At 62.2% G+C, this 23,822-nt stretch carries 21 protein-coding genes; 13 read left to right on the top strand and 8 right to left on the bottom strand.

Annotation, left to right across the window (positions count from 1 at the left end; all coding sequences use genetic code 11):
• Positions 1 to 5: 5 nt before the first annotated feature.
• The gene (locus ACQ4W0_RS00260) at positions 6 to 875 is read right to left on the bottom strand and encodes an AAA family ATPase (protein ID WP_436574959.1); all 870 of its coding nucleotides are present in this window, start codon (positions 873 to 875) and stop codon (positions 6 to 8) included.
• A gap of 233 nt (positions 876 to 1,108) precedes the next feature.
• On the opposite strand from ACQ4W0_RS00260, the gene ACQ4W0_RS00255 reads away from it, so the two are divergent.
• Together ACQ4W0_RS00255 and ACQ4W0_RS00250 are read left to right on the top strand one after the other, a co-directional pair.
• Entirely contained in the window at positions 1,109 to 1,438 is a 330-nt protein-coding gene (locus ACQ4W0_RS00255) for a c-type cytochrome (protein ID WP_436574958.1), read from the top strand.
• A gap of 11 nt (positions 1,439 to 1,449) precedes the next feature.
• Positions 1,450 to 1,791 (top strand): c-type cytochrome, encoded by a 342-nt coding sequence (locus ACQ4W0_RS00250; RefSeq protein ID WP_436574957.1) that lies wholly within the window; start codon positions 1,450 to 1,452, stop codon positions 1,789 to 1,791.
• A 13-nt stretch (positions 1,792 to 1,804) separates the two neighbouring features.
• On the opposite strand, the gene norR is transcribed toward ACQ4W0_RS00250, so the two are convergent.
• Positions 1,805 to 3,370, bottom strand: a complete 1,566-nt coding sequence (gene norR, locus ACQ4W0_RS00245) for a nitric oxide reductase transcriptional regulator NorR (protein ID WP_436574956.1) — start codon at positions 3,368 to 3,370, stop codon at positions 1,805 to 1,807.
• A 150-nt stretch (positions 3,371 to 3,520) separates the two neighbouring features.
• On the opposite strand from norR, the gene nirK reads away from it, so the two are divergent.
• Genes nirK through ACQ4W0_RS00230 form a run of 3 tightly spaced genes read left to right on the top strand, consistent with a single transcriptional unit; the run spans position 3,521 to position 8,018 of the window.
• Positions 3,521 to 5,017: a copper-containing nitrite reductase gene (nirK, locus tag ACQ4W0_RS00240; RefSeq protein WP_436574955.1), complete on the top strand. Its 1,497-nt coding sequence runs from the start codon at positions 3,521 to 3,523 to the stop codon at positions 5,015 to 5,017.
• Positions 5,018 to 5,046: 29 nt separating this feature from the next.
• Complete coding sequence (gene ytfE, locus ACQ4W0_RS00235; RefSeq protein ID WP_436574954.1) at positions 5,047 to 5,724, top strand: iron-sulfur cluster repair protein YtfE; 678 nt, start codon at positions 5,047 to 5,049, stop codon at positions 5,722 to 5,724.
• Positions 5,725 to 5,738: 14 nt separating this feature from the next.
• The gene (locus ACQ4W0_RS00230; RefSeq protein ID WP_436574953.1) at positions 5,739 to 8,018 is read left to right on the top strand and encodes a nitric-oxide reductase large subunit; all 2,280 of its coding nucleotides are present in this window, start codon (positions 5,739 to 5,741) and stop codon (positions 8,016 to 8,018) included.
• 2 nt (positions 8,019 to 8,020) lie between these two features.
• Here ACQ4W0_RS00230 and ACQ4W0_RS00225 read toward each other — a convergent pair whose 3' ends face one another.
• The 3 genes from ACQ4W0_RS00225 to ACQ4W0_RS00215 all read right to left on the bottom strand — a co-directional run bounded on the left by ACQ4W0_RS00225 (position 8,021) and on the right by ACQ4W0_RS00215 (position 12,207).
• Entirely contained in the window at positions 8,021 to 9,487 is a 1,467-nt protein-coding gene (locus tag ACQ4W0_RS00225; protein ID WP_436574952.1) for a virulence factor, read from the bottom strand.
• Positions 9,487 to 11,634, bottom strand: coding sequence for a T6SS effector phospholipase Tle3 domain-containing protein (locus ACQ4W0_RS00220; protein ID WP_436574951.1), 2,148 nt, complete (start codon positions 11,632 to 11,634; stop codon positions 9,487 to 9,489). Before ACQ4W0_RS00220 ends, ACQ4W0_RS00225 begins: the two co-directional genes overlap by 1 nt.
• 102 nt (positions 11,635 to 11,736) lie before the next feature.
• On the bottom strand, positions 11,737 to 12,207 hold the full coding sequence (locus ACQ4W0_RS00215; protein WP_436574950.1) for a DUF1841 family protein: 471 nt from the start codon (positions 12,205 to 12,207) through the stop codon (positions 11,737 to 11,739).
• 166 nt (positions 12,208 to 12,373) lie between these two features.
• Between ACQ4W0_RS00215 and ACQ4W0_RS00210 the strand changes: the two genes are divergently transcribed.
• Positions 12,374 to 12,619: a hypothetical protein gene (locus ACQ4W0_RS00210; RefSeq protein WP_436574949.1), complete on the top strand. Its 246-nt coding sequence runs from the start codon at positions 12,374 to 12,376 to the stop codon at positions 12,617 to 12,619.
• Complete coding sequence (mqo, locus tag ACQ4W0_RS00205; protein WP_436574948.1) at positions 12,612 to 14,210, top strand: malate dehydrogenase (quinone); 1,599 nt, start codon at positions 12,612 to 12,614, stop codon at positions 14,208 to 14,210. Before ACQ4W0_RS00210 ends, mqo begins: the two co-directional genes overlap by 8 nt.
• A 100-nt stretch (positions 14,211 to 14,310) precedes the next feature.
• Here mqo and ACQ4W0_RS00200 read toward each other — a convergent pair whose 3' ends face one another.
• Positions 14,311 to 14,943 carry an RNA pyrophosphohydrolase gene (locus tag ACQ4W0_RS00200; RefSeq protein ID WP_426072022.1) on the bottom strand — a complete coding sequence of 211 codons (633 nt, stop codon included), beginning with the start codon at positions 14,941 to 14,943 and terminating at the stop codon, positions 14,311 to 14,313.
• A gap of 204 nt (positions 14,944 to 15,147) precedes the next feature.
• On the opposite strand from ACQ4W0_RS00200, the gene ACQ4W0_RS00195 reads away from it, so the two are divergent.
• A complete protein-coding gene (locus ACQ4W0_RS00195) occupies positions 15,148 to 16,887 on the top strand; it encodes a proline--tRNA ligase (RefSeq protein WP_436574947.1) in 1,740 nt (579 codons plus the stop codon).
• Positions 16,884 to 17,510, top strand: coding sequence for a lytic transglycosylase domain-containing protein (locus ACQ4W0_RS00190; protein ID WP_436574946.1), 627 nt, complete (start codon positions 16,884 to 16,886; stop codon positions 17,508 to 17,510). The genes ACQ4W0_RS00195 and ACQ4W0_RS00190 overlap by 4 nt, the downstream gene beginning before the upstream one ends.
• Before the next feature lie 79 nt (positions 17,511 to 17,589).
• On the opposite strand, the gene ACQ4W0_RS00185 is transcribed toward ACQ4W0_RS00190, so the two are convergent.
• Together ACQ4W0_RS00185 and ffh are read right to left on the bottom strand one after the other, a co-directional pair.
• Complete coding sequence (locus ACQ4W0_RS00185; protein WP_071653383.1) at positions 17,590 to 17,985, bottom strand: SWIB/MDM2 domain-containing protein; 396 nt, start codon at positions 17,983 to 17,985, stop codon at positions 17,590 to 17,592.
• A gap of 355 nt (positions 17,986 to 18,340) precedes the next feature.
• Positions 18,341 to 19,708, bottom strand: coding sequence for a signal recognition particle protein (ffh, locus tag ACQ4W0_RS00180; protein ID WP_436574945.1), 1,368 nt, complete (start codon positions 19,706 to 19,708; stop codon positions 18,341 to 18,343).
• A gap of 239 nt (positions 19,709 to 19,947) precedes the next feature.
• On the opposite strand from ffh, the gene ACQ4W0_RS00175 reads away from it, so the two are divergent.
• The 4 genes from ACQ4W0_RS00175 (at position 19,948) to ACQ4W0_RS00160 (ending at position 23,759) form a co-directional block, all read left to right on the top strand.
• Positions 19,948 to 20,457, top strand: a complete 510-nt coding sequence (locus tag ACQ4W0_RS00175) for a sigma-70 family RNA polymerase sigma factor (protein WP_436574944.1) — start codon at positions 19,948 to 19,950, stop codon at positions 20,455 to 20,457.
• Entirely contained in the window at positions 20,454 to 21,446 is a 993-nt protein-coding gene (locus ACQ4W0_RS00170; RefSeq protein ID WP_436574943.1) for a FecR domain-containing protein, read from the top strand. Before ACQ4W0_RS00175 ends, ACQ4W0_RS00170 begins: the two co-directional genes overlap by 4 nt.
• A 113-nt stretch (positions 21,447 to 21,559) precedes the next feature.
• The gene (locus tag ACQ4W0_RS00165) at positions 21,560 to 23,041 is read left to right on the top strand and encodes a TonB-dependent siderophore receptor (RefSeq protein ID WP_436574942.1); all 1,482 of its coding nucleotides are present in this window, start codon (positions 21,560 to 21,562) and stop codon (positions 23,039 to 23,041) included.
• On the top strand, positions 22,926 to 23,759 hold the full coding sequence (locus ACQ4W0_RS00160; RefSeq protein ID WP_436575381.1) for a TonB-dependent siderophore receptor: 834 nt from the start codon (positions 22,926 to 22,928) through the stop codon (positions 23,757 to 23,759). Before ACQ4W0_RS00165 ends, ACQ4W0_RS00160 begins: the two co-directional genes overlap by 116 nt.
• Positions 23,760 to 23,822: the final 63 nt, after the last annotated feature.

Below are 23,822 nucleotides of genomic sequence, written 5' to 3'. Positions count from 1 at the left end.
GCTCCTTAGCGGTTGGTGCGCGACATGAACATCAGGCGCTCGAACAGGTGCACGTCCTGCTCGTTTTTCAGCAGTGCCCCGTGCAGCGGCGGCACGACAGCCTTGTTGTCCTTGCTGCGCAGCGCCTCGGCCGGGATGTCTTCGGCCAGCAGGAGCTTGAGCCAGTCGAGGAATTCCGACGTCGACGGTTTTTTCTTCAGGCCCGGCACGTCGCGCACTTCATAGAAGGTTTGCAGCGCCTGCGCCAGCAATTCCTGTTTCAGGTGTGGATAGTGGACGGCGACGATCTGTTCCATCGTGTCCTTGTCCGGGAATTTGATGTAATGGAAGAAGCAGCGGCGCAAGAAGGCGTCCGGCAATTCCTTCTCGTTGTTCGAGGTGATGATGACCAGCGGACGATGGCGCGCCGTAACCATTTCGCGCGTTTCGTAGACATAGAATTCCATGCGGTCCAGTTCGCGCAGCAGGTCGTTCGGAAATTCGATGTCGGCCTTGTCGATTTCATCGATCAAGAGCACCACCGGTTCGGGCGCCGTAAACGCCTGCCACAGCACGCCCTTGACGATGTAGTTCTGGATGTCGCGCACGCGCTCGTCGCCCAGTTGCGAATCGCGCAGGCGCGAAACGGCGTCGTATTCGTACAGGCCCTGCTGCGCCTTGGTGGTCGATTTGATATGCCATTGCATCAGCGGCATGTTCAGCGCGGCTGCCACTTCCTCGGCCAGCATGGTCTTGCCCGTGCCCGGTTCGCCCTTGATCAGCAGCGGGCGCTGCAGAGTCAGCGCCGCGTTCACGGCCAGTTTCAGGTCGGCGGTGGCGACATAGCTGTCGGAGCCTTCGAAGCGTTGGCCTTGCTGGGTGTGCTTTGCTTGCATGAGCGGTCTGCCAAAGTGGGGAAAGGGTGAGTATAAACAGAACTGAGGCGTACCGCCACGCGGACGGCCTGTGCCCGCCTTCCTACAATGCGGGTTTTATAGGTGGACTTGCAAGAATATCTTGGCTAGAATCGGCAAGCAGCAGATTAATTGTCAACCTTAATTGTCTACACATAAAATCAATAAAAACCAGCTCTGGCGTTTCTCCGATTACCTCTGTTCACTTTGCCACTATGAAAAAAATATTTGCACTTCTCGTGCTTGCCGGCATAGCAAATGCCGTCACAGCGGCTGACATTGTAGGAAACGCCAAGGCAGCGACTGCCAAGGTGGAAATGTGTATCGGTTGCCACGGCATTCCCGGTTACAAGGCGACCTTCCCCGAAGTGTTCCAGGTACCGATGATCGGTGGCCAGCCGGCAAAATATATCGAAAGTGCGCTGCAAGCCTACAAGAAGGGCGATCGCAAGCACCCCAGCATGAAGGGCATCGCCAGCAGCCTGTCTGACCAGGATATCGCCGATGTCGCCGCGTATTATGCGCAACAAGCCAAGCCGAACTGAGGACCAGCCAGATGAAAATACTACTCGCCGCCCTCGTTTGCGCCACCGTCTCGATCGGCGCCAGCGCCGCCGGCAATATCAACACGGGCAAGGCCCTGGCCGAAAAATACAGCTGCGCCACCTGCCACGGCAAAGATTACGGTTCGCCCATCGACCCGTCGTACCCAAAACTGGCGGGCCAGCACAAGGATTACCTGGAACACGCCTTGACGGCGTATAAACGGGGCGACAAGGCCAACGGCCGCAACAACGCCATCATGACGGGCCAGGTGAAACCGCTGAGCAACCAGGACATCAAGGACCTGGCCGCCTACCTGCACAGCCTGCCAACCACCCTGGTGATCCACCGCTGAGCTTTATCCCGGCTCAGGCTTTCAGCCCCACCCGGCGCGCCAGCTTATGTAAATTGCTGGCGTCCAGCCCCAGATGGCGCGCGGCGGCAGCCCAGTTATCCTGATGCAGGACCAGCGCTTGCCGGATGGCCTGGCGCTGGCTCGCTTCCACGATCTGATGCATCGACAGCAGCGGTGCCGCCGGCGTGCCGCACGCGCCTGGCACCGGCGGCACCGGCGGCAGCGCGTCCGTGCCGGCAGGTGCCTCCAGCGCATCGAGGTCGAGCATATCCGTTTCCAGGGTCACGATGTCCTTGCGGTTCGCGCCGCGGATGACGGCTTTCAGCGCAGCCCGGCTGATCACATGCTCGAGTTCGCGCACGTTGCCCGGCCAGCGGTAATGGCAGAGCGCGTTTTCGGCGGCGGCCGACAGGCGCAGGCTGCGCAGTCCCAGGCGCGCACGGTTCAGTTCCAGGAAACCGCCCGCCAGCAGCAGCACGTCATTGCCCCGCTCGCGCAGCGGCGGAATTGGCACGGGATAGACCGATAAACGGTGATACAGGTCGGCGCGGAACGTGCCGTCGCGCACATGCTCGCGCAAGCTGCGGTTGGTGGCGGCGATCACGCGCACGTTGACCCGGCGCGGCCGGTCCGCGCCCAGGCGCTGGATTTCGCCATTTTGCAGGGTGCGCAGCAGTTTGGCCTGTATCGACAGCGGTAACTCTCCCACTTCATCGAGAAACAGCGTGCCCCCTTCGGCCGCCTCGAATCTGCCTGGCCGGTCGCTGACGGCGCCGGAAAAAGCGCCCCGCACATGGCCAAACAGCTCGCTCTCGGCCAGGGATTCCGGCAAGGCCGCGCAATTGACGTGGACCAGCGGCTTGCCGGCGCGGCGCGACAAGCGGTGCAGGCGGTGTGCGCACAATTCCTTGCCGACGCCCGTTTCGCCCAGCAGCAGCACGGGCAGGTCCGATTCGGCCACTACCTGCAATTCATGCAGCAGTTGCGTGATGGCGCTGCTCTGGCCCACGAAGTCGTGTTCCTCGCGCGGCGCTTGCGCATCGGCTAGCATGGCGCCGCCCGACAGGCGCAGGGCGCGGATTTCCGTTTCCAGGCGGGTCACGCGCACGGCCGCCTCGATGGCGCAGGCCAGCTCGCCCAGGTCGCGCTGCGCTCGCGCGTCGAAGGTGCCTACCTGCAGCGCGTCGAGCGTGATCACGCCCCAGCGTTCACCTTCCAGGTCGAGCGCCATGCCCATGCAGTCGTGCACGGGCAAGGGCTCGCCGGCCCGTTCGGCGATCAGGCCATCATATGGATCGGGCAGGGAACTGTCGTGATGGAAGCACAGCACGCCGCGCCGTTGCAGGATGGCGGCCAGGCGCGGATGGTCGGCGATGGCGAAGCGGCGTCCCAGCGCGTCGCTGGCCAGACCGGCCATCGCCACGGGACGCAGGTGCTCGCCATCGAGCTTGAGCAAGGCCACGGCCTCGCAACCGAAGTGGGCGCGCAGGCTGCCCACCAGGCGCTGCAGGCGCACGGCCACGGGCAGGTCGGCGACCAGGTCGGTGAGTAACAGCAGGTGGATAGCGGTGGTGGTCATAAGTACCATGCAGGGTACAAGGAACCACGGTCAAGAAGGGTCATAAGGACCCTGCATTTTTCAAATCGTTGATTTAAAACAAGTTTTTCCTGGCACGCGGTTTGCCTAGGTAAGAGTGCCGAACCGGCATACAAGACCAAGGAAAGCTTGATGAAAACGACTCCCTCCCTCCGCGCCATTGCCGCCGCCGTCTGCGTCCTGGCCATGCCCCTGTCCGTGCAAGCCCAGGCGAGCCTGCCGGCCAGCGCTGCCGCCACTGCGGCCGCTGCCAGCCAACCCTCCGCCGCGGCGACGCTCAAGCGCTATGAACTGCAAACCAATATCGTCGACGGCAAGATGGTGTTCATCGACGCCAAGGGCCAGGTCAATCCCGTGCTTGCGGCCAAGGTGGGCGACACGGTGGAACTCGTGCTGAAAAGCGGCGAAGGCGCCGAGCACGATTTGCTGATCCCGGAACTCAACGTGGCATCCGCCAAATTCAGCGCCAATAGCGGCAGCACCAGCGTGCGCTTCAAGGTCACGCGCGCCGGCACGTTCACCTATTACTGCTCGATTCCCGGCCACCGCCAGATCGGCATGGAAGGCAAGCTGGAAGTGAGCGGCACTTCGCTGGCCGAAGCCGGGGTACCTAAGGCTGCTGGCGCCGGCAGCGTTGCCAACGAGTCCAGCCAGGCCGCCGCGCTGGCCCTGTACACGCCCGCACCGTCGCCGATGCGCGGCCCCGATCCCTCGGCCGTCAGCGTGGCCGCCAACCCGGCCTCCGTGCCGGCCGCCATCGGCGCGCGCGCGCCGCAGTTGCTCAAGTACCGCATGGAGACGGTGGAATTGCCGGGCAAGCTCGATGACGGCACCACTTTTACCTACTGGACCTTCAACCGGCAAGTGCCCGGCCCCATGCTGCGCGCCAAGGTGGGCGACACGGTGGAACTGACCCTGTTCAATGCCAAGGACAGCAAGATGATCCACTCGATCGACCTGCACGCGGTGACGGGCGGCCATGGCGGCGGACAGCACACGCAGGTGGCGCCAGGGCAGGAAAAGACGGTCACCTTCAAGGCGCTCAATCCGGGCCTGTATGTGTATCACTGCGCCACGCCGCTGGTGCCGCAGCATATCGCGGCCGGCATGTACGGCATGATCCTGGTCGAACCGGAAGGCGGCTTGTCAAAAGTGGACCGCGAGTATTACGTGATGCAGGGCGAGATGTACACGGGCCGTCCTCATGGCGCGCCCGTGCACCAGGAACCGAATCTGGAAAAAATGGCCAATGAACTGCCCGACTACTACGTCTTCAACGGCGAAGTGGGTGCCTTGAGCAAGACGCACAAACTGCAGGCGAAAGTCGGCGAGACGGTGCGCATCTATTTCGGCGTCGGCGGCCCGAACAAGATTTCGTCCTTCCACATCATCGGCGAGATTTTCGACAAGGTGTACAGCGAAGGCTCGATCAGCAGCCCGAAACACGACGTGCAAACCACCCTCGTGGCACCGGGCGGCGCCACCATCGTCGAACTCAAGGTGCAGCACCCGGGCAGCTATCTGCTGGTCGACCATGCCTTGTCGCGCGCCGGCAAGGGCGCCGTCGGCGTGCTGGAAGTGACGGGCGAACCCGTGCCGGGCGTCTACCACGCGGGCGCCGTGCAATAAATCTACCTATTCATCCTCAAGGAACTGTTATGGAAATGATCGAGTTATCCCTGGGCCAGCTGGCCCGCCGCATCCCTGGCGCCACGCGCCTGTTCGATGCGCACCGCCTGGATTTCTGCTGCGGCGGCAACAAGACCCTGCGCGCGGCGGCCGAAGCGGCCGGCGTGGACACGGCGCCCATCGTCGAGGAACTGCGGCTGCTGGCAGAGCGCGCAGATACCAGCGGCGAGCGTGACTGGCAGGACGCCTCGGCCACCGAGCTGGTGGAACACCTCCTGGCGCGCTATCACGCCGTGCACCGCGAGCAGCTGCCCGAGCTGATACGTCTGGCACGCAAGGTCGAGCAGGTACATGGCGACCGCGCCGACTGTCCGCACGGGCTGGCGGAACACATGTCGGCCATGGCGCAGGAGCTGGAAAGCCATATGCGCAAGGAAGAAGATGTGCTGTTCCCGATGATCGTGCGCGGCCAGGGCCCCCGGGCCGGCGCGCCCATCAACGTGATGCGCATGGAGCATGACGACCATGGCGTGGCCTTGCGCGCCATGGAGGCAATGACGAACGATATCACCGCACCTGCTGGCGCCTGCACCACCTGGCGCGCGCTGTACACGGGCTTGCGCACCTTCCGTGCAGACCTGATGGCGCACATCCATACTGAAAACAATATCCTGTTCGAGCGCTTTGCGCCGGCCGTGGTGCACTGACAAAGGAAAGACCCATGGGTCCCTATAAAAAACTCTGGTTCACCTTGATCGGTGTGCTGATTGTGACGTTTTCGCTGCTCGGCTACTACGGCGTCGAAGTCTACCGGCAGGCGCCGCCTATCCCCGCGCAAGTGCTGGCGCAGGATGGCCGGCAGCTGTTTGACCGCGAGGGCATCCTCGATGGCCAGACGGCCTGGCAATCTGTCGGCGGCATGCAGCTGGGCTCCATCTGGGGCCACGGCGCCTACCAGGCGCCTGACTGGACGGCCGACTGGCTGCACCGCGAATTGACGGCCTGGCTGGAACTGGCCGCGCAAGAGCAGCATGGCAAGGCTTACGCGGCGCTCAACGGCCCCGCGCAGGCGGCGCTGCGCGAAGCGCTCAAGATGGAATACCGCAGCAACCGGACCGACGATGCGCAAGTGCTGCGCCTGTCGGCACGCCGCGTGCAAGCCATCGCCAACACGGCGCATTATTACGACCAGCTGTTTTCCGACGCGCCCGCGCTGCACGCCAGCCGTGAGCATTTCGCCATGAAGGAAAATACCCTGCCCAGCGCCGAGCGGCGCGCGCAGATGACGCAGTTCTTCTTCTGGACCGCATGGGCCGCCGCCACCGAGCGTCCGGGCCAGAAAGTGACCTACACGAACAACTGGCCGCATGAACCGCTGATCGGTAACCAGCCTAGCGGTGAAAACCTCGTCTGGTCGGTCGCCAGCGTGGTGGTGCTGCTGGCCGGCGTGGGTTTCCTCGTGTGGGGCTGGGCCTTTTTGCGCGACCATGACGAAGCGCTGCCGGCGCCCGGCGCGCGTGATCCTTTGAGCACGTTTGCCCTCACGCCCTCGCAGCGGGGACTGGGCAAGTACCTGTTCCTGGTGGTGGCGCTGTTCATCTTCCAGGTCTTCATCGGCGGCTTCACGGCGCACTACACGGTGGAAGGCCAGCAGTTCTACGGCATCGACGTGTCGCGCTGGTTCCCGTATGCGCTCACGCGCACCTGGCATATCCAGGCCGCGCTGTTCTGGATCGCCACGGGCTTCCTGGCCGCCGGCCTGTTCCTGGCACCCCTGATCAATGGCGGCAAGGACCCGAAGTGGCAGCGCCTGGGCGTCGACGTGCTGTTCTGGGCCCTGGTCGCTGTCGTCGTCGGCTCGTTTATCGGCAATTACCTGGCGATTGCGCAAATCATGCCGCCCGAGTGGAATTTCTGGCTCGGCCACCAGGGCTATGAATATGTGGACCTGGGACGTTTGTGGCAGATCGGCAAGTTTGTCGGTATCTTGCTGTGGCTCGTGCTGATGCTGCGCGGCGTGGTGCCAGCCTTGCGCCAGCCGGGCGGCGACAGGAACCTGCTGGCGCTGCTGACCGCGTCCGTGGGCGCCATCGGCCTGTTCTATGGCGCCGGCCTGTTCTACGGCGAACGCACGCATCTGTCGGTGATGGAATACTGGCGCTGGTGGGTGGTGCATCTGTGGGTGGAAGGCTTCTTTGAAGTGTTCGCCACGACGGCGCTGGCCTTCATCTTCTCGACCCTGGGCCTGGTGTCGGTGCGCATGGCCACGACGGCCAGCCTGGCGTCGGCCTCGCTGTTCATGCTGGGCGGCATACCCGGCACCTTCCACCATCTGTACTTTTCCGGCACCACCACGCCCGTGATGGCCATCGGCGCGAGCTTCAGCGCGCTCGAAGTGGTGCCGCTGATCGTGCTGGGGCATGAAGCGTGGGAAAACTGGCGCCTGAAAGCGCGCGCGCCGTGGATGGAGCAGTTGCGCTGGCCGATGATGTGCTTTGTCGCCGTCGCCTTCTGGAACATGCTGGGCGCCGGTGTCTTCGGCTTCATGATCAACCCGCCCGTGGCGCTGTATTACATCCAGGGACTCAACACCACTGCGACGCATGCGCATGCTGCGCTGTTCGGCGTGTACGGTTTCCTGGCGCTGGGCTTTACCTTGCTGGTGCTGCGCTATTTGCGGCCCGACTACCGCTTCAGCCCAGCGTTGATGAAGACGGCGTTCTGGGGCTTGAACGCGGGCCTGGTGCTGATGCTCTTTACCAGCTTGCTGCCGATTGGCATCATCCAGTTCCACGCCAGCGTGACGGAAGGCCTGTGGTATGCGCGCAGCGAGGAATTCATGCAGCAGCCGCTGTTGCAGAACCTGCGCTGGATACGCACCTTCGGCGACGTGGTGTTCATCGTCGGCGCCATCGCCATGGCGTTGCAGGTAGTGCTGGGTTTGCTAAGGCCGCAGGTGAGCGAGGGCACGCGGCCGGCGGCTGCCGGCACGCCAATGTGAGCTCAGTTCGAATAGCCCTGCATCAAGGTCTTGGCATCGTGGCGCAGTCCCCACCACGGTAAAAAGACCGAAGCTTCGCCGCGTGCGCGGAACCAGGGTTTTTCCGGATCGATGGGGCGCGCCACGGCGGGTGGCGCCACCAGCACGGCAACGGGCGCCTCCAGGTCGCCCGTGCCCGCCACCAGCACCGGCCGGCCCTGGTGATTCGCGTATGCTACGGCCAGCGCCACATTCGTCAGCGCCGTGCCGGCCCCCATCTCTCCCAGCAGGGCCGAGGTGTTGAAGGTTTGCTTTGTAAAATCCAGATCGGGTAAATTCAGGGTCAGGCTTTGCGCCAGCGAGCCGATGCGCTCGGAAGATGCCGGATATCTATTGCCCGCATCGTGGATCACATAGGCTATCTTGTCAGTATCGAGATTGGCCTGCTCCGCCGCCTGTTCGATGGTCGCCGCCCATGCCTGCACCGCGCGCGGCGGTTGACCTTTCGCCGCCTGGTAGTCGGCGACGGCGGCCGTTGCCGGGAAGCCCAGCCAGGCCAGTGGCGCACGCTGCGTCTTGAAGTCGGGACCGGCCAGTATCAACAGAGCGATATTTTCATCGATCTGCTCATCCTTGGGCGGAAAGCTGGGCGCGTCCCAGTTCATCACCCATGCGGTTTTATCGGGATGCGCTTGCAAATATGCCAGGCCCGCCGCCAGCGAAGCAAAGCCCGCGTTCGCGCCGCCCATCGTCACGCGCACGTCGGGCGGCGTTGCCGTGGTCCAGGAATTGGGAAAGTGGGGGTTGCCGATGCTGAAGGTAGCGCTGATACTGTCGCGCACAAAGTTGCCCGCTTCCACTGGATCGAGCCTTCCGGCGGGCAATGCATACTCGATATGGATGCCGGCCAGTTCGCGCCGGGTCGATTTGTCTTTCAGCGAGTGCGCGTTGTAGAAGTAACTGCCATTGGCGAAATAGGCTTGACGGAACAATAATGTCAGCTCATCCACGTATTTATGGTGATAGCCTTTGAAGGTCTCCTCGCCATCGTTTCCCGATGCAATCATGCCGATGGATTGCACCTTGCTAAAGCGCGCTGGATTTTCCCTGACTTTGTCATCGTTCTGGTTCGGCTTGGCCAGCCCCAAGGTCCACAACAATTGCCACTCCGTCGAATAGTCGCGCCGTTGCAAGGGATTGAGCCATTGCACGCCCACCACCTGGGCCATATAAGGCCGGGTTGGCTGCGCAGGCGTCGCTGTCGCGACATCGCCTTTCGTGACTGGCTTGATCGCGCAAGCACTGAGCAAGGAAAATATCATCAGGGCAAATAAAAACGGCATCACGAGATAGCGTTTCATCATGTCTCCATCGGTGAGGGGAGCGGCGTCGGACTGGCTGGCGAACCAGACTGCCACGCTGGCAAGCAGGAAAAATGCACAGCAGCTCCAAGCCAGGCGGCGTAGGGGAGTGGCGATCAGTGCACGCATCAGTGATCCTTCCAGCGCGAGTTCCTGCGCTTGTTGATGATGGTGTCCGGCATTGCGCCGGTACTGCCGGAACTGCCTACCCAGTCAAGCATGGTCATTTCTTTGAATGTGCCATATAAAAAATATTCGAAAAACATGCTATGCGGATGAGAGCCTCCCAGGCCTTCCAACAATCGCCAATCTGCCGCCATCCGCAACTTGAGCAAAACTTCTTCGCGAATATGGCTCACCCCCACCGCCACGTCATACGCCAGCGCCCTTTCCGCATGCATTCCATTGGTCATGATGGTTGAATGGTCGGTGGCGTGCGTGTCGAGGTTGGCGGCCAGATTAGCGGTGATGATGTCGCCGCGCCATCGCTTGTGCTCTTCGCTGGCGGTGACCGGCATGTCTTCCTCGCTGACCTTCTCTCCCATCGGCGTGCGGCCCGTGCGTTTGGCCATCAAGCGCACGCGGGCGTGGTCTTCGTACAGCATGGTGGCGTGGCTGTCGCGGTCGCCCTTGGGCGCGCCTATCTGCTCGTCGCTCAAGGCCTGGTATGGATCGCCGGCGGCATGGCGGCGCCGTGGATCGCGCAGGCTGCCGCGCGGATTGCATAGCTGGTCGAAGTCCTCGCTGGCCACGCCGTACTGCACTGCCTGCGGCAAGAACGGTTCGGGCAGCGCCGGTGCATTGACGGGGATGCTCCAGTCGCGCGGCGGCAGCGCGTTGATGCGCACGCCCGCTCCTTTCGCCAGGGGAATCAGGGCCAGGGCGGCGACTTGCGTCATGGCGCGGCCGCTTCCCGTGCTGTTGGCCAATCGCCCTTTCTGGCTGGAATAGTCGGCGATCTTCGAATGCGGCACCCAGAAGTCCAGGCTGCCCCGTTCCGGATGATTGTGTTGCTTGCTCCAGTAATCATAAATTCCTGGCTTGCCGACGGGGTAGCTTTGGGAAAACACCCGCTGCGTGAATACATTCTTTCCTTGCGCCGCCTGGATTTCGGCTGCGCACAGGCCGCGCCAGCCCATGCCCTGGATGGCGGTCGAGGAGATGACCTGGTCATGCGGATTGCAATACAAGGTGACCTTGCCGCGTGTGGTGGCGGCGGGGCCGCAACGGTATTTGCTGCTGTCGCTATCCAGCGTAAAACCGTGCGCGTGGTTGGCGGCCAGTTGCGCCAGCGCTGCTGAAGGCGGCGGCACATCGGCCTGCTGGCCGACGATCTTGAAGAAATTTTTCAAGGTCTCGATGCGCGCCTGGTAGGTCTGCCGGCCCACGTTGCCGTCCGGATCCGCTTCCTGACCTTGCACCCAGTCTTCCGTGCTGTTGTCTTCGAGTACGCTGTATGGCGGATTGCACAGCACATAGGTGTCGGCCACGCAGCGACTCTTGATCCCTGCGGCATCTTGCACATCAGCCATCTTGTCGCCCAGGAAGGCGGCTGCCATGCCGATCATATTGCCCTGGCTATGGCACACGAGGGTAATCGGCACGTCGGCCTGTTCCTTGCGTATCGATTCGACCAGCTTCGCCAGTCGCAGCGCGGCCAGCACAAAATACGGGCGGGGCGGCGCCGAAAACACCATGGCGTCGTTGAGGGGGTTGAGGTGTTCGATATGTATCCACAGAAACAAGGTATCGAGCAAGCCATTGCCCCACAGGTCAGGCAAGGAAGAACAGCCGTTCGCGAATGGTCCGCCGCCCCAGTAGTCATATTCGTTGAGATAAATGGAAGCGCCGTATTCCTGTAATTCGAGGTCACTGGCCTTGTAACCCCAGCGGAACTGGATCACGGGCGAGTGGTGCCCGGCGTCGGCAATGAAGGTGTTGGGCGTGCGGTCGGGGTCGACAAAGCCGTCATCCGTCAATTCGCGCCGGTAGGTAACGGGCCATAACTGTCCACCTTCCACGCTGGGGTAGGCTAGGTGCTCATCGCAGCGTTTCAGGCGGGTATTCAAGCCCTTGCACAGGCCCTCCTCGCTCTGGTGGTACCACTCGCCATCGGAATTGACGCCATGCACAAAGATAACGATGCCCGGTGACGGCACCTGCTGCAGGCAGTCCAGCAGGCTGTGGCTAAAATTGGTGCTGCCACAGATCTTGCTTACCATGACAAGGCGGGGATCGATAGCGGGCTTAACTGGTCCGTTGCTGGGATCGCTCATGGCACACCCTGTTCATGGCTGGAGTTGCCACTGTAGAGTGTTGCTTATCTGTACGTCTTATGCCAGATCAAGCAAATTCGTGCAGGATACTCTACCTGGGGTTTAGCGGCGCCGCACGCAGTCGATATACGCATCCGTATCGGGCGGCAAACCCGAGCGCTGCGAAGCCCAGATCATCTGGCCCAGGCATTCCATCACTTCGTGCTGGGCTGCATGGGCCGAATCGAGGCGCTGCGTGAGTTGCTGCACGGCCGGGCGGATGCCGCGCGGCTGGTCCACCTGCACTTGCTCCGTGATCGACAAATGCATGGACAGGTGCAGGAAAGGATTGGCTTGTCCGCCTTCGACGGAGTAATCGCGCGCCAGCGCCGCTTCAACGTCGCTCAACTCGTTTTCATACTCGGGGTGTTCGAGGATCCAGTCGAGCGCGATGGCTTCCATCGGCGTAAGGATTTCATGGGCGCGGTGCTTGCGCAAGGTGTCGCAAAAGAAGCGGCGCACATCGTCGGAAGAGGGGTTGAACATGGCTGAAGGACTATGGCTAAAGGGCAGCCGGCATTGTACCGCGTACATACGCAAAGGGCATCGAGGATGCCCTTTTTGCCGTCTGGCGCCCGCTTTCATGACCTGATAGTCACCGTCATTTAATACCCTGCAGTAAGTATTATCCACTACCGCCGCAGCCTGGCGATGCCAAATAACGGTGATAAAATCGCCGTTCTTGATATTTGCACTGGACATGACGGCGATTTTATTGCCATTCCGTGTTTTCATTGCCCGCACCTTTGCCACCAGATCTTGCTCCTGGCTTATCCCGGAGCGCGGCAGCATGCCTATCACCATCGACATTGACCTGTCCGGCCGTCTCGGCGCGCCGGAGGCTGGACTGTTTTTCGTCAGATACGCCGGTAGACGCGGTGGTGCCGCTGCGGTGGCGCGCAAGAATCATCCTTCAGTATCCAAAAATGGAGTTACGAATGCGTAAATCGCTATTACTTTTGATGTCGTGCCTGATCCTGGCGGCATGTGACAAGACCCCTCCGGCCTCTTCCGAAAAACCGGTCGACGTGCTGCTGATCGGCGCCGGTACCATGAGCGCCACCCTGGGCAGCATGCTCAAGGAACTCGATCCCTCGCTGACGATGGAAATGGTCGAGCGCCTCGATGCCGTGGCCGCCGAAAGCTCGGACGCGATGAATAACGCGGGCACGGGCCACTCGGCATTTGCCGAGCTGAACTACACGCCGGAAGCGGCCGATGGCAGTATCGAGACCAAGAAAGCCGTTGATATCAACGAGCAATTCGAAATTTCCAAGCAATTCTGGGCCTATCAGGTAGCCAACAAGCATTTGGGCGCACCGCAAACCTTCATCAACAACGTGCCGCACATGGCCTTTGTCTGGGGCGACGCCAATATTGCTTTCTTGCACAAGCGCTATGAGGCGCTGCAAAAGCAAAACCTGTTCAAGGGCATGTTGTACTCGGAAGACCAGGCGCAGATCGCGCAATGGGCGCCGCTGGTCATGCAAGGCCGCGACAAGGGCCAGAAAGTGGCCGCGACGCGCATGGAAATTGGTACCGACGTCAATTTCGGCAACCTCACGCGCGGTCTCGTGAAATACCTGACGGACAGCCATGGCATGACCTTGCACCTGCGCCACCAGGTGGAAGACATCCAGCGCGGCGCCGATGGCGTGTGGAACGTGACGGTGAAAGACTTGAACAGTGGCAAGGAAAAGACCATGCGCGCCAAGTTCGTCTTCATCGGCGCCGGTGGCGGTTCGCTGCCGCTGCTGGAAAAATCGGGCATTCCTGAAGCCAAGGGCTACGGCGGCGTGCCGGTGGGCGGCCAGTGGCTGGTCACCACCAACCCGGACCTGGTGGCGGCGCATGCGGCCAAGGTGTATGGCAAGGCGTCCGTCGGTTCGCCGCCGATGTCCGTGCCGCATCTCGATACGCGCATCATCGATGGCAAGAAAGCCCTGCTGTTTGGCCCGTTTGCCACCTTCTCGACGAAGTTCCTGAAAAACGGTTCGTGGACCGACTTGCCAGCTTCAATTGGCAGCGGCAACGTCAAGCCCATGCTGCAGGCTGGTTACGACAATATTCCGCTGACGAAATACCTGGTCGAGCAAGTCATGAACACGCCGGAAGACCGTTTGAAAACCCTGCGCGAATACTTGCCGAACGCCAAGATGGAAGACTGGACCTTGCAAAACGCTGGCCAGCGCGTGCAGATCGTCAAGGATGACCCGGTCAAGGGCGGCTTGCTACAGTTCGGCACGGAAGTCGTCGGCGCCGCCGATGGCAGCATCGTTGCCTTGCTGGGCGCCTCGCCCGGTGCCTCGACCGCGCCGCCGATCATGATCAAGGTACTGCAAACGGCCTTCAAGAGCCGTTTGGCGACGCCGGAATGGCAGGCGAAGATGGTGGAAATGGTGCCGTCTTATGGCCAAAAGCTCAACAGCGACCCGGCCCTGGCCAACAAGATCCGCCACTACAGCAGCAACATCCTGGGCTTGAAAGCGATTACGCTGGACGTTCCCGCCGCTGCGCCAGCACCGGCAGCAAACTAAGCCAGTCTGACCGGCAGGGAAGTTTCCTGCCGGCATGAAAAAAGGGGCAGCCTGGTCAGGCTGCCCCTTTTGCGTGGGAGAATGCGTTCATTGCGGCGGACTACCCCTTGCCCGGCAAGATCAGCTCTGGCGTACATCCTTCGGCGGCAATGCCGTCGCAGGGCTGGGCCAGTGCCGCACCATCCTGCGCGCGTGGCGCATGGGGTTGGCGCAAGTAGCGCGAGGTGTGGCGGTGCGCTTGCTGTGCGTTGCCATGCACGGGCCAGGTCAGGAAGCGGGACAGCTCCTGCAAGGCGCGCTGATACACATCGCGTTTAAATTCAATCACGACATCGAGCGGGACCCAATATTCATGCCAGCGCCAGGCGTCGAACTCTGGATGGTCGGTCAGGCGCAGATTGACGTCGTTATCGCGCGCGCACATTCTCAGCAGAAACCAAATCTGCTTCTGGCCACGGTAATGGCCGCGAATCTCGCGCTTGATGAAGTGGTCTGGCACTTCATAGCGCAGCCAGTCGCGGGTGCGGCCGACAATTTTGACGTGTTCCTGTCTGAGTCCGATTTCCTCTTCAAGTTCGCGAAACATGGCTTGTTCCGGTGTTTCGCCATATTTGATACCGCCTTGCGGAAACTGCCATGAGTGCTCGCGCACCCGCTTGCCCCACCACACCTCGTTCTGGGCGTTTAGCAGGATGATGCCGACGTTGGGCCGAAACCCTTCACGGTCGAGCATAATGCACCTCAAACTTTCTGCGACCGAGCGTCCTTTTTTACATAATTACCCACAACTTCGCAAGCCGGTGACCTTTTCGGGGTGCGAAAAGCGCCGGAATCGCACCAATTGAGCGCATTTGTGTAAAGTATGGACGCATCAGCCAGCTAATCCTTTAAAATTAGGTTGATTATAACCCTCTCTTTTTAAAAAGAATTCACCGTTATGCGCGCCTCCCGTTTTTTTATTTCCACACTTAAAGATGCACCTTCTGACGCGGAAATCGTCAGCCACCAATTGATGATGCGTGCAGGCATGATCAAACGCCTCGGTTCCGGCATCTATACCTACATGCCGATGGGCCTGCGCGTGATTCGCAAGGTGGAAGCCATCATCCGTGACGAGATGAACAAAGCCGCCGGCATCGAACTGTTGATGCCGCTCGTGCAGCCGGCCGAACTGTGGCAGGAGACGGGTCGCTGGACCAAGATGGGCGACGAACTGATGCGCGTGAAAGACCGCCACGGCCGCGAATACGCGATCCAGCCGACATCGGAAGAAGTCATCACCGACGTCGTGCGCACGGAAATCAAGTCCTACCGCCAGTTGCCGCTGAACTTTTATCATATCCAGACCAAGTTCCGCGACGAGCGCCGTCCCCGCTTCGGCCTGATGCGCGGCCGCGAATTCACCATGAAGGATGCGTATTCGTTCGACCGCGACCTGGCTGGCATGCAAGCGTCGTACAAGGTCATGTTTGACGCCTACACGCGCATCTTCACGCGCTTCGGCCTGAAATTTCGCGCCGTGGCCGCCGACAATGGCGCCATCGGCGGTTCCGGTTCGCACGAATTCCACGTCATCGCCCACACGGGTGAAGACGCGCTCGTGTACTGCCCGACGTCCGATTACGCCGCCAACATGGAAGCGGCCGAAGCGCTGCCGCCAGCGGGCGAGCGCCCTGCTGCTGCCCAGGCGCTGACGAAAACGGCCACGCCGGACACCGTCAAGTGCGAAACCGTGGCTGCCCTGCTGGGTATAGCTTTGTCGCAGACCGTGAAAACCATCGCCCTGACGGTGGAAACGACGGGCAAGGACGAGAAAGTCACGCAACAGCATTTCATGCTGCTGCTGCGCGGCGACCATGAATTGAACGAGATCAAGGTAGGCAAGGTTGCCGGCCTGGCCGGTCATCGTTTCTCGACGGAAGCGGAAATCCTGGAAGTCTACGGCACCATTCCCGGCTACCTGGGCCCGATTGGCACGAAAGCACCCGTCACCGTGGTGGCGGACCGCACGGTCGCCCACATGAGCGACTTCGTCTGCGGCGCGAATGACGCCGGTTTCCACTACACGGGCGCCAACTGGGGCCGTGACGTGGCCGAGCCAGCCATCGTGGCCGATTTGCGCAATGTCGTCGCCGGCGACGCATCGCCGGACGGCCAGGGCGCGTTGGCGATCGAGCGCGGCATCGAAGTGGGCCACGTGTTCCAGCTGGGTACGGCGTACTCGGAAAGCATGAAAGCTACCTTCCTCGACGAGAATGGCAAGCCTGCGCCGCTGCAGATGGGTTGCTACGGCATCGGCGTGACGCGCATCCTGGGCGCCGCCATCGAGCAGAACTTCGATGACAAGGGCATCATCTGGCCGGCGTCGATCGCGCCATTCGAGGTGGTGCTGTGTCCGATGGGCATGGACCGCAGCGAACTGGTCAAGGAAGAGACGGAGAAGCTGTACGCGGCCCTGCAAGGCGCTGGCGTCGATGTCATCGTCGATGACCGCGGCCTGCGTCCTGGCGCCATGTTTGCCGACTGGGAACTGATCGGCGTGCCGCACCGCATCGTCATCGGCGAGCGCGGCCTGAAAGAAGGCAAGCTGGAATACCAGGGCCGCCGCGACGCGGAAGCCACCGGCGTGGCGCCGGACGAGATCGTCGCCTTCATCCAGGGCAAAATGGCGCAGTGAAGCGTTTATCCGTAAGCAAGGTGGCTGGCGCGCTCGCGCTGGCCGCCAGCCTGGCCTGCGCTTTCCCGGCGCAGGCCGGCAACCAGAAAGAGGAGGCGCTGGCCGACTCCGTCCGCCTGGCCCTGTCGCACGCGATCCGCGACGAACGCCCGCCGCAACCCAAATTTGCCACCCCCATCGAACTGCAGCGCTATCAGCAATGGCTGGCGCAGATGTCGCAACGCCTGCAGCGCAAACTGCCGGACGCGCAGTTGCGCACGGAATTCCTGGAAACTGTCTGGTATGAAGCGCGCCGCGCTGGCCTGGAGCCGGCCCTGGTGCTGGGCCTGATCCAGGTGGAGTCGGCCTACCGCAAATATGCCGTCTCGCTGGCCGGCGCACGCGGCTACATGCAGGTGATGCCGTTCTGGACGGGCGTCATCGGCGACAGCGACCGCAGCAAACTGTTCCACATGCAGACGAATTTGCGCTATGGCTGCGCGATTTTGCGCATGTACCTGGACATGGAACGAGGGGATTTGTACCTGGCGCTGGGGCGGTATAACGGCAGCCGGGGGCGGGCCGAGTATCCGAATGCGGTGCGCGCCGCGTGGAACCAGTGGGAATTCAAGCCGGCCGGGTGAGTGGCTTGCGCAAAAAAATGCCCCGCTCGCTGAATCAGCTGCGGGGCACTCGCTCGGTGTTGGGCCGGCGCGTATCTGATTATTTCAAATGATCGGAGATCAGTTTCGTCATTTCAAACATGGAGACTTGGGCTTTGCCGCCGAAAACAGCTTTCAGCTTGTCGTCCGCATTGATCATGCGGCGGTTGGCCGGATCTTGCAGATCGAGTTTTTTGATGTAATCCCATACCTTTTTGGTCACTTCCGTGCGCGGCAGTGGTGCTGCGCCTACAACGGCGGCCAGCTCTTTCGATGGCGTCATTGCTTTCATGAATGCTGCGTTTGGCTTGCGTGGTGTTGCCGGTGCTGCCGCTTTCTTCGCCGCTGCTGGTTTAGCTGCTGCTTTGGCTGCGGGTGCTGCTTTTTTGGCGGCTGCAGGCTTGGCTGCTGCTGCTTTGGCTGGCGCTGCTACTGGGGTTTTTTTGGCTGTTGCCATCTTCGAGCCTCCTTAACAAACACATGGGAAATTGCGCAATTAATCGCACGGCTAATATTGGTGTGGATTTACCTTGTATGCAAGTGTTTTTCACGTTTTCACGAGGAAAAAGCAGGGAAATGGCCATGCTGTCGCCCGGGCGCACCGCTTGGGGGCGCAGAAGCGCGGTTTTGCCCGTACATGGCATGCTTGCTGGCTATGCGGGGAGGGGTACTGCGGGGGAGGGAAGAAATCATGCCGGACGCATGAAAATGCAATCCGGCATGATTTTATAACAGTGTTTTCAGCGTATTGCGCTTGGATGCGCGGCGTAAAAAAGGCCTTCAAAATCCCCGCGAGCGGGGATTTTGAAGTCTTACCTCATCCCGGGCATCATGCCCTTCATACTGCGCATCATCTTCATCATGCCGCCGCCCGACAATTTCTTCATCATCGTCTGCATTTGCTCGAATTGCGTCAGCATGCGGTTCACTTCCTGCACTTGCACGCCGGCACCGGCGGCGATGCGGCGCTTGCGCGTGGCCTTGATCAGTTCAGGCTTGGCGCGCTCCTGCGGCGTCATCGAGTCGATGATGCCGCACATGCGGCGCACCTGTTTGTCGGCTTGATCCATGTTCTTGCCGCCTGCCGCCTGCTGGAACTGCGCCGGCAGCTTGTCCATCAGGTTGGCCATGCCGCCCATTTTCTTCATTTGCCCCAGTTGCGCCTTGAAGTCGTTCATGTCGAACTTGCCGCCGACCTTGATTTTTTGCGCCAGGTCGGCTGCCGCCTTGCTGTCGACGCCCTTGCGTGCCTCTTCCACCAGCGCAAGGATGTCACCCATGCCCAGGATGCGGTTGGCCATGCGGGTGGGGTCGAACGCTTCCAGGCCGTCGAGTTTTTCCGAGACACCGGCAAATTTGATCGGCTTACCCGTGATGTGGCGCACCGACAGGGCCGCACCGCCGCGCGCGTCGCCATCGAGCTTGGTCAGCACGATACCGGTCAGCGGTAGCGCATCGCTGAAGGCTTTCGCCGTGTTGATGGCGTCCTGGCCCAGCATGGCGTCGACGACAAACAGGGTTTCGATCGGTTTCACGGCGTTGTGGACGGCGGCGATTTCGCGCATCATCTCTTCGTCGATACCCAGGCGGCCTGCCGTATCGATGATCAGCACGTCGTGGTAATGCTTTTTCGCCCAGTCCAGCGCGGCCAGGGCGATATCGACCGGCTTGTCGGTGCTGGAAGACGGGAAGAAGTCGGCGCCCACCTGGGCGGTGACCGATTGCAACTGGGCGATCGCGGCAGGACGGTACACGTCGGCCGAGACGGTCAGCACTTTCTTCTTCTTTTCTTCCTTCAGGTATTTCGCCAGCTTGCCGACGGTGGTGGTCTTACCCACACCCTGCAGACCGGCCATCAGGATGATGGCGGGCGGCTGCTGGGCAAAGCTGAGCTGCGACGCTTCCGGTCCCAGGTCGGCGCCCATCAGGGCTGCCAGCTCGCGCTGCACCACGCCGACCAGGGCCTGGCCTGGCGTGAGCGAGGAAATGACATCCTCGCCCATGGCTTTTTCTTTGACTTTGGCGATGAATTCGCGCACGGCGGGCAGGGCGACGTCGGCTTCGAGCAGCGCCAGGCGCACTTCGCGCAGCATGTCGGCGGTGTTCGCTTCGGTCAGGCGCGCCTCGCCGCGCATGGTCTTGACGACTTTGGCAAGCCGTTGGGTGAGATTATCTAGCATGATGAACCTGCAATGAAAAGCTTGGGAGTGGGCGGCGCAAGCCGGACGATGGGCGTCATTTTACCCCATCGCGGGTGGCTGGCGGTCCTGCGCTGCACAGCCTGGCGGTTGGCCTGCTTTTGAATTAGTTGGTATTTCTGCCAATGCCGCGATTGCACGAAAGCTAAAAACACGGTTAAAATGAGAATAATTCTTATTTACATTTGCAGGCGCGCCGCGCTTGACCGGAAAGGGATGCCATGTCGGCCGCCGATTTTGCACAGCAACAAGTCCTGCACGCGCTCTACAGCAGCCATCACGGCTGGCTGCAGGGATGGCTGCGGCATAAGCTGGGCCATGCGGGCGAAGCGGCGGACCTGGCGCAAGACACTTTCATCAGCGTGCTGACGGCCGATTCCGCGCCGCAGATCCGTGAAGCGCGGCCTTTTCTCGCCACCATCGCGCGGCGCCTGGTGGCGCACCGCTACCGCCGGCAAGTGCTGGAAGATGCTTATCTGCAGGCGCTGGCCTGTTTGCCGCCCGAGGCGGCGCCCGCGCCCGAGGAACGGCTGCTGGCGCTGGAAGCCTTGCAGGAAATCGATGCGGCCCTCGACGGCTTGCCAGCGCCCGTGCGCACGGCGTTTCTGCTGGCGCAGCTGGAAGGCCTCAGCTATGCCGAAATCGCCGCGCGCCTGAACGTGTCGGCCAGCTCGGTCAAGCAATACCTGACGCGTGCCAACCGCCAGGTGTTTTTCTCCCTGCCGGCATGAGCACGGTGGCAGAACCCGCGGCCCCGGCGGCCATCGGCGAGGAAGTGCAGCTGCAGGCGGCCGAGTGGCTGACCGTGCTGATGTCGGACGAGGCCAGCGAAGCGGAGCACGCCGCCTGGCAGCGCTGGCGCGGGGCCGAACCGGAACATGAACGGGCCTGGCAGCATATCGACGCGGTGTCGCAGCGGTTCAACGGCTTGCACCGCGGTGCGGCCGCGCAGGCGCTGGCCGGCACGCAGCAAAAAACCGTCAATGGCAGGCGGCGCAAGCTGCTGGCATGGCTGGGCATGGTGGCTGGCGGTGGCTTGCTGGCCGCGCAGACGGGCGCCTGGGATGACGTGCGCGCCTTGCGCGCCGACTACCGTACGGCCACGGGCGAGCGGCGCGAGGTGGTGCTGGACGATGGCAGTGTGCTCAGCCTGAATACGGGATCGGCCGTGAACGTGCGTTTCGATAGCAAGCGCCGCCTGATCGAACTGCTGGCCGGCGAAATCCGCGTCACCAGCGGCCACGGTGCCGGCAGCGCCGCGCCGCTGGAAGTGGCCACGCGCGAAGGCCTGGTGCGCGCGCTGGGCACGCGCTTTGTCGTGCGCCAGCAGGGTGGTTACAGCATCGTGGAAGTGTTTGACAGCGCCGTTGAAATCCGCCCCCGCGACAGCGCAGGCGCGCCCTTGCTGCTGGCGGCCGGGCGCGGGGTGGCATTTTCCCGCCATGCGCCGGACGCGCCGCACGCCATCGATGCGTATGCGGACGCCTGGTCGCGCGGGCAGTTGATCGTCGACGACGTGACACTGGGCGACTTCCTGGCCGAACTGGCCCGCTACCGCCCCGGCGTGATCGACTGCGCGCCGGCAGTGGCCCAGTTGCGCCTGTCGGGTGTATTTCCGCTGGCCGACACCCAGCGCATCCTGAACATGCTGCCCAACTCGCTGCCGGTGCAGGTGCGCAGCCGCACGCGGTATTGGGTCAGCGTCGAACCGGCGCCATAGCACGCTGCGCAAAATATTTAGCCATCCGGCTGCCCGTTTTTCGTTTTCGCGGCACCTACAGAGTAGGGCGCCTGTTTTTCACCGTCTCATGACGCCACTTTTCAGGATTTTTCATGCAACAGGTTTCGCATCTTGTTAATTTCGTATCGCCTCGTCCCCAGCGGCATCCGCTGGCGCTGGCCGTGGCCGCCTTATGTCTGGCCGCCGGCATCCCGGCGCTGGCGCAGCAGGTGCCAGCCATTCCCGCGTCCGAGCAGACCATGGCCGGGGTGTCCGTCACGGCGGGACGCGATGCGACGACGGAAGGCAGCGGCTCCTACACGACGGGCGTGAGCAACACGGCAACCAAGCTGAATCTGTCGCTGCGCGAGACGCCGCAATCGGTCAGTGTGCTGACGCGCCAGCAGATCGATGACCTGGGCATCACGACCCTGGACGACGCCGTGCAGTCGATCACGGGCTTGGTCATGCAGAAGGGCAACTTTACGGGCGATTCGGGCAGTTTCAGCGCGCGCGGATTTCCCGTAGACAACATCCTGTTCGATGGCTTGCCTACCAGCCTGGGCGCGAATGGCACCTTCAATGGCGACAATGACGACCTGGCCATCTATGACCGCATCGAAGTGGTGCGCGGCGCCACGGGCTTGATGACGGGCAGCGGCACGCCCAGCGCGGCCATCAATCTGGTGCGCAAGCGCCCCACGGCCACGCCGCAAGCGTCGTTTTCGGCCAGCATCGGCAGCTGGAGCAACTACCGCCTGGAAGCCGACGCGGCGAATGCGCTCAACGAAGCGAAGACCCTGCGCGGGCGCATCGTCGTGACGGTGCAGGACAAGCAGGATTTTGTCGACGTGCTGCATGGCCGCAATCACCAGCTGTACGGCATCATCGAAGCGGACCTGCGCCCCGACACGACATTGACCGTGGGCGCGCACTACCGCAAGACGGATAACGACGGCGTCACGACGGGCGTGGTGACGGCCGCCGACGGCAGCTTTTTGAACTTGCCCCGCTCGACTTACCTGGGCACCGACTTCGATGGCTGGCGCCAGACGGACAAGACCATTTTCGCCGAACTGGAGCACCGCTTCGGCAACGGCTGGAAGGCCAAGCTGGCGGCCACGCGCAAGACGCCCGAGATCGACACGACGTTTTCCGGCATCAGCCGCCGCGGCGACACCCTGCGCTTCAATTCGCAAAGCTACCGCGCCGAATTGGCCAATATCAGCTATGACGCGTATGCCAGCGGCAGCTACAGCCTGTTCGGCCGCGAGCACGAGCTGACCGTCGGCGCCAGCCACCGCCGCTCGTCGAAAAACAGCTATGGCGGCTGGGCGCCGTACAGCTGGAAAGCGAGCGCGCCGGTGATTGACCCCTACCCACTGGGATGCGGGCAGCGTGGCGCGCCCCGTCATCAACTATGCGCAGTGGGGCACGGCCAGCATCACCGAACAAAGCGGCGTGTATGCGGGCACGCGCCTGCGTCTGGCCGACCCGCTGTCGCTGGTGCTGGGCGGGCGAGTGAGCTGGTACAAGGACGATGCGGGCTACTCGGTGGCGCGCGAATTCACGCCCTACGCCGGTGTCGTGTATGACCTCGACAAGCAGCATGCCGTGTATGCCAGCTGGACCGAGATCTTCCAGCCGCAAGCGTCCACCGATGCCAATGCGCAGCCCTTGAAGCCGATCAGCGGCACCAACTATGAAGCGGGCGTGAAGGGCGAATACTTTGGCGGCGCGCTCAATGCCAGCGCGGCCGTGTTTCAGATCCGCCAGCAAAACCGGGGCGTGGACGACCTGGCCGGTCCGAATCCCTGCCCCGGCAGCACCTGGGGCTATTGCCAGCGCGCGTCGGGCGAAGTGCGCAGCGAAGGCGTGGAGCTGGACGTGGCGGGTGCGCTGACGCCCGACTGGCAGCTGTCAGCCGGTTTTACGTATGTGAAGGCGCAATTTACGCGCGACAGCGATCCGGCCAATATCGGCAAGGATTTCAACAGCCGCTATCCGCGCCAGCAGCTCAAGCTGGCCACCAGCTACCGCCTGTCCGGCGCGGCGCAGGGCTGGCGCGTCGGCGCCTCGGTGTACGGGCAGGGCGCGACCGAGTCGACGGACGGCACCTACCGTCTGCGCCAGGGCCGCTACGCGATCCTGGGTCTGAACGCTGCCTGGCAGATCGACAGCCGCGCCGAGCTGCGCCTGAACGTGAACAATGCGCTCGACAAGCATTATTACCAGAGCATCTACTCCGATGTCTTCGGCAACCTGGTGGGCACGCCGCGCAACCTGATGCTGACGCTCAATTACAAACTTTAACTTACCTACTCGAATGAAGGATGCATGGCTTATGGATGTGCAGTTGAATCTGGCCCGCGACGG

This window comes from Janthinobacterium breve (assembly GCF_051380895.1).
GTDB lineage: Bacteria > Pseudomonadota > Gammaproteobacteria > Burkholderiales > Burkholderiaceae_D > Janthinobacterium.
Note: the sequence above shows the minus strand (reverse complement) of the source record. Positions and strands in the feature narration are given on the sequence as shown.

Bases quoted from the DNA above. Each gene is read 5' to 3' on its own strand.
- ACQ4W0_RS00260 (WP_436574959.1), bottom strand. From the start codon at position 875: ATGCAAGCAAAGCACACCCAGCAAGGCCAACGCTTCGAAGGCTCCGAC.
- ACQ4W0_RS00255 (WP_436574958.1), top strand. From the start codon at position 1,109: ATGAAAAAAATATTTGCACTTCTCGTGCTTGCCGGCATAGCAAATGCC.
- ACQ4W0_RS00250 (WP_436574957.1), top strand. From the start codon at position 1,450: ATGAAAATACTACTCGCCGCCCTCGTTTGCGCCACCGTCTCGATCGGC.
- norR (WP_436574956.1), bottom strand. From the start codon at position 3,370: ATGACCACCACCGCTATCCACCTGCTGTTACTCACCGACCTGGTCGCC.
- nirK (WP_436574955.1), top strand. From the start codon at position 3,521: ATGAAAACGACTCCCTCCCTCCGCGCCATTGCCGCCGCCGTCTGCGTC.
- ytfE (WP_436574954.1), top strand. From the start codon at position 5,047: ATGGAAATGATCGAGTTATCCCTGGGCCAGCTGGCCCGCCGCATCCCT.
- ACQ4W0_RS00230 (WP_436574953.1), top strand. From the start codon at position 5,739: ATGGGTCCCTATAAAAAACTCTGGTTCACCTTGATCGGTGTGCTGATT.
- ACQ4W0_RS00225 (WP_436574952.1), bottom strand. From the start codon at position 9,487: ATGCGTGCACTGATCGCCACTCCCCTACGCCGCCTGGCTTGGAGCTGC.
- ACQ4W0_RS00220 (WP_436574951.1), bottom strand. From the start codon at position 11,634: ATGAGCGATCCCAGCAACGGACCAGTTAAGCCCGCTATCGATCCCCGC.
- ACQ4W0_RS00215 (WP_436574950.1), bottom strand. From the start codon at position 12,207: ATGTACGCGGTACAATGCCGGCTGCCCTTTAGCCATAGTCCTTCAGCC.
- ACQ4W0_RS00210 (WP_436574949.1), top strand. From the start codon at position 12,374: ATGACGGCGATTTTATTGCCATTCCGTGTTTTCATTGCCCGCACCTTT.
- mqo (WP_436574948.1), top strand. From the start codon at position 12,612: ATGCGTAAATCGCTATTACTTTTGATGTCGTGCCTGATCCTGGCGGCA.
- ACQ4W0_RS00200 (WP_426072022.1), bottom strand. From the start codon at position 14,943: ATGCTCGACCGTGAAGGGTTTCGGCCCAACGTCGGCATCATCCTGCTA.
- ACQ4W0_RS00195 (WP_436574947.1), top strand. From the start codon at position 15,148: ATGCGCGCCTCCCGTTTTTTTATTTCCACACTTAAAGATGCACCTTCT.
- ACQ4W0_RS00185 (WP_071653383.1), bottom strand. From the start codon at position 17,985: ATGGCAACAGCCAAAAAAACCCCAGTAGCAGCGCCAGCCAAAGCAGCA.
- ffh (WP_436574945.1), bottom strand. From the start codon at position 19,708: ATGCTAGATAATCTCACCCAACGGCTTGCCAAAGTCGTCAAGACCATG.
- ACQ4W0_RS00175 (WP_436574944.1), top strand. From the start codon at position 19,948: ATGTCGGCCGCCGATTTTGCACAGCAACAAGTCCTGCACGCGCTCTAC.
- ACQ4W0_RS00170 (WP_436574943.1), top strand. From the start codon at position 20,454: ATGAGCACGGTGGCAGAACCCGCGGCCCCGGCGGCCATCGGCGAGGAA.
- ACQ4W0_RS00165 (WP_436574942.1), top strand. From the start codon at position 21,560: ATGCAACAGGTTTCGCATCTTGTTAATTTCGTATCGCCTCGTCCCCAG.